This is a genomic window from Nocardiopsis halotolerans DSM 44410 (genome assembly GCF_000341065.1).
Classification (GTDB): Bacteria; Actinomycetota; Actinomycetes; order Streptosporangiales; family Streptosporangiaceae; genus Nocardiopsis; species Nocardiopsis halotolerans.
The window spans coordinates 1-5,781 of the sequence record NZ_ANAX01000403.1; the positions used below are offsets into that span (position 1 = coordinate 1).

General features: G+C 70.3%; 6 protein-coding genes. 2 read left to right on the plus strand and 4 right to left on the minus strand.

Annotated features, from left to right (window positions below; translation table 11 throughout):
* The 4 genes from D455_RS31985 to D455_RS0128540 all read right to left on the minus strand — a co-directional run.
* Positions 1–930: M23 family metallopeptidase (locus D455_RS31985; protein ID WP_017574064.1), on the minus strand; the 930-nt coding region annotated here is incomplete at its 3' end.
* Between the two features lie 289 nt (positions 931–1,219).
* Positions 1,220–1,831: a methylated-DNA--[protein]-cysteine S-methyltransferase gene (locus D455_RS0128530; protein WP_040685196.1), complete on the minus strand. Its 612-nt coding sequence runs from the start codon at positions 1,829–1,831 to the stop codon at positions 1,220–1,222.
* 31 nt (positions 1,832–1,862) lie between these two features.
* Positions 1,863–3,320, minus strand: a complete 1,458-nt coding sequence (locus D455_RS0128535) for an AlkA N-terminal domain-containing protein (protein ID WP_275040920.1) — start codon at positions 3,318–3,320, stop codon at positions 1,863–1,865.
* An 88-nt stretch (positions 3,321–3,408) separates the two neighbouring features.
* Positions 3,409–3,837, minus strand: coding sequence for a hypothetical protein (locus D455_RS0128540; protein ID WP_241480426.1), 429 nt, complete (start codon positions 3,835–3,837; stop codon positions 3,409–3,411).
* A gap of 87 nt (positions 3,838–3,924) precedes the next feature.
* Here D455_RS0128540 and D455_RS0128545 point away from each other — a divergent pair, with 87 nt between their 5' ends.
* Positions 3,925–4,335, plus strand: coding sequence for a cobalamin B12-binding domain-containing protein (locus tag D455_RS0128545; RefSeq protein ID WP_026123074.1), 411 nt, complete (start codon positions 3,925–3,927; stop codon positions 4,333–4,335).
* A 375-nt stretch (positions 4,336–4,710) separates the two neighbouring features.
* Positions 4,711–5,781, plus strand: a 1,071-nt coding sequence (gene sucC, locus D455_RS0128550) for an ADP-forming succinate--CoA ligase subunit beta (protein WP_017574069.1), incomplete at its 3' end; no start/stop codon positions are given.

Consider the following 5,781-nt stretch of genomic DNA (forward strand, 5'->3'; position numbering starts at 1 on the left):
GGCGCCCTCCACGAAGGTCCAGCCGCCCAGGGTCCTGCCGTGCAGGGGGACGTACCAACCCGCGGCGTTGGGGTCGTTGTACGCCCTCAGCGAGAAGTGGATGTGCGCACCGGTCGTCGAACCACCCGCGCAGAGGCTGTTCCCCTGGGTGCCCAGGTAGTGGCCGACCCCGACGTTGTTGCCGGGCAACCACTGGTAGTTCTCCAGGTGGTAGTAGTCAGTGGAGTATCCGTTGTCGTGGATGACCCGCGTCCAACCGGTGCACAGGCTGTAGGCGTAACCTCCGCGGGCCGCACGGGCCTGGCCGTTGCCGCCGGCGAAGTCCACCGAGCTGTAGGGGTAACCCCCGCTGTTCCCGTGCGGACCTCCCGTCATGACCATCGACGTGCCGATGGAGAACGGCAGGCCGATGCCGGTGTAACTGCTGGTGGAGACTCCGGAGGGGTCGGTCGAGGCGGCGACGGCCTCCCGTTCCTCCTCCTCCAACAGGGTGGAGTCGGCCAGGAGGGAGGAGAACTCCTCACTCCCCTCCAGTCCGACCGTCCATTCGGAACCCTCATGGTCGGCGACGAACAGCCAGGCGTGGGGGCTCTCGTCGACGCCCATGGGCGCGGTCACGATGGCGACGCCGAACGCGGAGCCGTCCTCGGCCTCACGGATGTCGACCCGGACGTCGCGGTCCTGCTGGGAGAGCGTGCTGATGGTCGAACCGCGTGCCCTCAGGACGTCGTCGATCACCGCGTCGGCCAGGACGTCCTCGGCGGATGCGGCCGCCGAACCACCGGGCAGGGCCTCGTCGGCAGCGGAGTCGACGGTGATCTCGACGTTGTCGGCCTCAGCCAGGGGAGCCGTGTTCCGCACCGGCTGGGCCTGGGCGGCGGATGCGGAGGCGACCAGGGCGGCCGAAGCCGTGATGGCCAGGGTGGCCATGCCCACGAAACGGGTTCTGGGGGGCCGGAGGCGGGGGGTGGAGGATGTCAACTCTTCTCTCCTCGTGGGGGAGTCGGCGGGACGCGTGCGATGGGGTGTGTTCGCACGGTTACTGAAGGGTAAAGTCGCGTCCGCGTCCCCACAAGGGGGGTCCGCGCCTTCACAGGCACGAGAGGCGGAGACAGCGCTTCGCGAGCCTCACACCACAAGCGAGAGGCCCGCCCCCGTTCGCCCGGGAGGGGGCCTCACCGATATCCAGCCGTCTCCTCTTCCCGCCTCCCGCCTGGGGTCAGCGAGCCCTCGTGTCCTCCCTCCTCAGGCCGAGCAGAGTCTCCCCCTCCAGACCGAGCAGGAACTCCTTACGCTCCAGACCGCCCGCGTAACCGGTCAGACTGCCGTTCGCTCCGATCACCCGGTGGCACGGCACGATGATGCTGATCGGGTTGCGGCCGTTGGCCATCCCCACCGCCCGGGACGCCGTCGGCTGCCCCAGCTCCTTGGCCAGCTGGCCGTAACTCGCGGTCTCGCCGAACGGAATGGTCGTCAGTGCCGCCCACACCCGGAGCTGCCACTCCGTTCCCGACGGGGCGAGCGGCAGGTCGAACTCGCGCAGCTCGCCCGCGAAGTACGCCTCCAGTTGCCGTACGGCCTCGGTGAACGGCTCCGGATCGGACACCCAGTCCTCGGGAACCGCCCGTGGTGTGTCGTCCCTGCCCCGGGTGAGCACACCACCCAGGGCCTCACCGTCGCCGAACAGGGTCAGCTCGCCCACCGGCGAGTCCGTCCTCGTGTACCGGGTCGGTCCGGGCAGGGGAGCGCGGAACTCCACCGTCGTCGTCCTCCGGGGCTCCTGCGGCCGCACGTCCAACGCCAACATCCCCTGTTCTGGTACTTCGCTCATGTCGGTTCTCATGCCGATTCCCTCCGTTCTCTCACGTCGCGTCGGCCAGCGACGCCCACAACAGGTGGCTGGCGTAGGACCGCCACGGACTCCAGGCCCGGGCGTCCCGCGCGGCGATCGCCGGGGCGGCGTTCCGGCCGCTGGCCTCCAACGCCAGCCGCACACCCAGGTCTCCGTGCAGGAACACGTCCGGATCACCCAGGCCCCGCATCCGCACGTAACCCGCCGTCCACGGTCCGATTCCCCGCAGCTCCACCAGACGCCGTTCTGCCTCGTCCCGGTCACACCCGGGACCCAGGTCGATCCGGCCCGAGGCGATCGCCCCGCTCAGCTCCGTCAGCGCCCGCCCCCGAGCGGCCGGGATGGAGAAACCGGCCGGATCGGCGTCGGCCAGGACGTCCGGGGCGGGGAACACGTGGGTCAGTCCTCCGTCCGGCGCCTCCAGGCCCGGCTTGAGCGGATCCCCGAACCGTTCCACCAAGCGCCCCGCCAGCGTACGCGCGGCGCGCACCGACACCTGTTGCCCGAGCACCGCCCGGACCGCGAGCTCGGACGGCTCCACGTGCCCCGGCGACCGCAGGCCCGGATGGGCGGCCACCAGGGGCCCCAACAGGGGGTCGTCCCCCAGTGCCTCGGCGACCGCCCGCGGGTCGGCGTCCAGATCCAGCAGTCCGCGGCACCTGCGCACCGCGCTGGCCAGGTCGCGCGGCTCCGACAGCCGCAGACGGCACAGCACGTGCCCCGCCCCCTCGGACAGCTCCACGACCCCGGGTCCGTGCGGCAACGGCAGCGTCCTGCGGTAGACCCCGCCCCGGTACTCCTCGATCCCCGGCACCGCACGGTCCCCGAGGAACCTGAGCATCGCCGCCAGGTCGATCGGTTCCCGGTAGGGCAGCCGCAACGTGATCGTCCCCGGCTCGGAACCGTTCGGTGCGCGCCCCATGGCGCGCATCTCGCTGGGGGAGCGGTCGAACACCGCCCGCATCGTCTCGTTGAACTGGCGTACGCTCGAGAACCCGGAGGCGAAGGCCACGTCGGCCATCGGCATGTCCGTGGTCTCCACCAGCACCCGCGCGGTCTGCGCGCGCTCGGTGCGTGCCAGGGCCAGCGGCCCGGCGCCCACCTCCGCCGACAACAGCCGGTTGAGCTGGCGCTCGCTGTAACCGATGGTCGCGGCCAGGGCGCCGACGCCGCCCCGGTCCACGGCCCCGTCCTGGATGAGCCGCATCGCACGGGCCACCACGTCGGCCCGCAGATTCCACTCGGGGGAGCCCGGGGTCAGGTCGGGGCGGCACCGCTTACAGGCGCGGAACCCCGACTCCTGGGCGGCAGCGGCGGTCGGGAAGAAACGGGTGTTGGCCCGCTTCGGGGTGACGGCCGGGCAGCTCGGGCGGCAGTAGACACCGGTCGTGCGCACGGCCGTGTAGAAGACCCCGTCGAAGCGGGCGTCCCTGCTGTGTACGGCGCGGTAACGCTGGTCATCGTCCATCACGCCACCCATGGTCGCTGACCCGGCGGACCGAAGCTGGCGGTTTTCGGACATCGAACCCGAGGGGCTCAGACGGCTTCGAGAGGGATCAGCGGGACCCGCCCCCGTCGTCCCGGGCACTGTGGGCGCCGCCGTCGGAGCCACCGCCGTCCCCGGTTCCGCGCACATCGTCCGCGGTCTCGCCGTGTTCGAGGAGGTACTGCACGTAGACCGGGCGCAGTGCCTCCTGGACCTCGGGGTCGGTCTCGACGGACAGCGCCTCGTACACGAAACCGGACAGCTGGGCGACGCTCGCCTCACTGGCCTCCTCGTTGCCCGCCGCGGCCTCGGCGGCCGGAATCAGTCCGAGGAGCCGCCAGAAGAAGCGCAGGTCCCACCGCCGCCGTGCCAGCTCGACGGCGCGATCCCGCAGGTTCTCCGTACTGATCTGCTCGAATCCGGTGACATCGTCTCCCATGTTCGGGTAGATACCCGTCCCCGCGCCCGCCACCCGGCAGTGACCTGCGTTACGCTTCATGCGAGTTCATCGTCTCGTCCCCGCGCACCCGGGGGCCTCCCACAAGGAGGGCCGGGCAGCCGGGGGAACGTTCGTGAGGGGTTTGTCATGGCCGAGGGCGCAGCACGGGTCGTCGTCGCTAAACCAGGGCTGGACGGGCACGACCGCGGTGTGAAGATCGTGGCCCGCGTGCTGCGTGACGCCGGGGTCGAGGTCATCTACACGGGTCTGCGCCAGACCCCCGAGATGATCGTGGCCGCCGCGCTCCAGGAGGACGCCGACGCCATCGGGCTGTCCGTGCTCTCCGGCGCACACATGACCATGTTCTCCCGGGTCATGGAGCTGCTGAAGGAGAACGGGGCCGAGGACATCCGGGTGTTCGGGGGCGGGATCATCCCCGACGGCGACATCGCCGCCCTCGAGGACATGGGCGTCGCCAAGATCTTCACCCCGGGAGCCCCGACCTCGGAGATCGCCGACTGGGTGCGGGAGAACATCCGTCCGGCGCACGCAGCCTGACCCGTTCCCGACGCGTGATGTTGGTCGCACACGCCCAGGGGGCCGCCCATGGGCGAGGAAACGCCCCTGGGGTGTTATCCACCGTGTTCCTCGTCACAGAAATTCCCATCGGGGAGCCCCCGCGACGCCGCGTGAGCGGTTTCCGGCCGATGGTGGAGCCGGTCAACACGGCCCCCGGTGTCTGTCGGCCGGATTTCGGGCGACTAAGCTTTGCGCATGTCGCGGGTGGCAACGCCGCGGCGATCTCGATCTTCTGTAAACGGCTCAGCCCGTCGGGCTGTGCGTCGTGTGACACGTGTCAGTGGGTCACAGCCGATCCGGACGAGGCCACCCCGGTAGACATCCTGAGCCAGCGAGTTACAAGGACGGACCCTCGTGGACCTGTTCGAATACCAGGCGAAGCAACTCTTCGCAGAGTACGGGGTTCCCGTACCCCAGGGGAAGGTGGCGAGCACGGCCGCTGAGGCGCGTGCCATCGCTGAGGAGTTCGCCGCCGCCGGAAAGCCCCGCGTCGTCGTCAAGGCGCAGGTCAAGACCGGTGGCCGCGGCAAGGCCGGCGGTGTGAAGGTCGCCGACGACGCCGACGACGCCCAGGCCAAGGCCGAGCAGATCCTCGGCATGGACATCAAGGGCCACACGGTCCACCGCGTCCTGGTGGAAGAGGCCTCGGACATCGCCGAGGAGTACTACTTCTCCTTCCTGCTGGACCGTGCGAACCGCACGTTCCTGTCGATCTGCTCCGCCGAGGGCGGCGTGGAGATCGAGGAGGTCGCCGAGACCAACCCCGACGCCGTCGCCAAGGTGGCCATCGACGCGCTGACCGGTGCCCCCGCCGACGTCGCCGCGGAGATCGTCCGGAAGGGCAACCTGCCCGAGGCCGCCGCCCAGGGCGCCACCGAGATCATCACCAAGCTGTGGGACGCCTTCGCGGGCAAGGACGCCACCCTGGTCGAGGTCAACCCCCTCATCCTGACCGGTGACGGGCGCGTCATCGCGCTGGACGGCAAGGTCACCCTGGACGAGAACGCCGAGTTCCGCCAGGACCTGGAGAGCCTCGCCGTCGCCGAGGAGGGCGACCCCCTGGAGGTCGCCGCCAAGGCCAAGGGCCTGAACTACGTCAAGCTCGACGGCGAGGTCGGCATCATCGGCAACGGCGCGGGTCTGGTCATGTCCACCCTGGACGTGGTCGCCTACGCCGGTGAGACCCGTGGCGGCGCCAAGCCCGCCAACTTCCTGGACATCGGTGGCGGCGCCTCGGCCGAGGTCATGGCCAACGGTCTGGAGATCATCCTGGGCGACCCCTCGGTGAAGAGCGTCTTCGTCAACGTCTTCGGCGGCATCACCGCCTGCGACGCCGTCGCCAACGGCATCGTCCAGGCCCTGGAACTGCTGGAGAGCCAGGGCAAGGACGTGTCCAAGCCGCTGGTCGTGCGTTTGGACGGCAAC

What these genes read in the sequence shown, in the direction of transcription:
- D455_RS0128530 (WP_040685196.1), bottom strand. Translation starts at nt 1,831, where the DNA reads ATGAGCGAAGTACCAGAACAGGGGATGTTGGCGTTGGACGTGCGGCCG.
- D455_RS0128535 (WP_275040920.1), bottom strand. Translation starts at nt 3,320, where the DNA reads ATGGACGATGACCAGCGTTACCGCGCCGTACACAGCAGGGACGCCCGC.
- D455_RS0128540 (WP_241480426.1), bottom strand. Translation starts at nt 3,837, where the DNA reads ATGAAGCGTAACGCAGGTCACTGCCGGGTGGCGGGCGCGGGGACGGGT.
- D455_RS0128545 (WP_026123074.1), top strand. Translation starts at nt 3,925, where the DNA reads ATGGCCGAGGGCGCAGCACGGGTCGTCGTCGCTAAACCAGGGCTGGAC.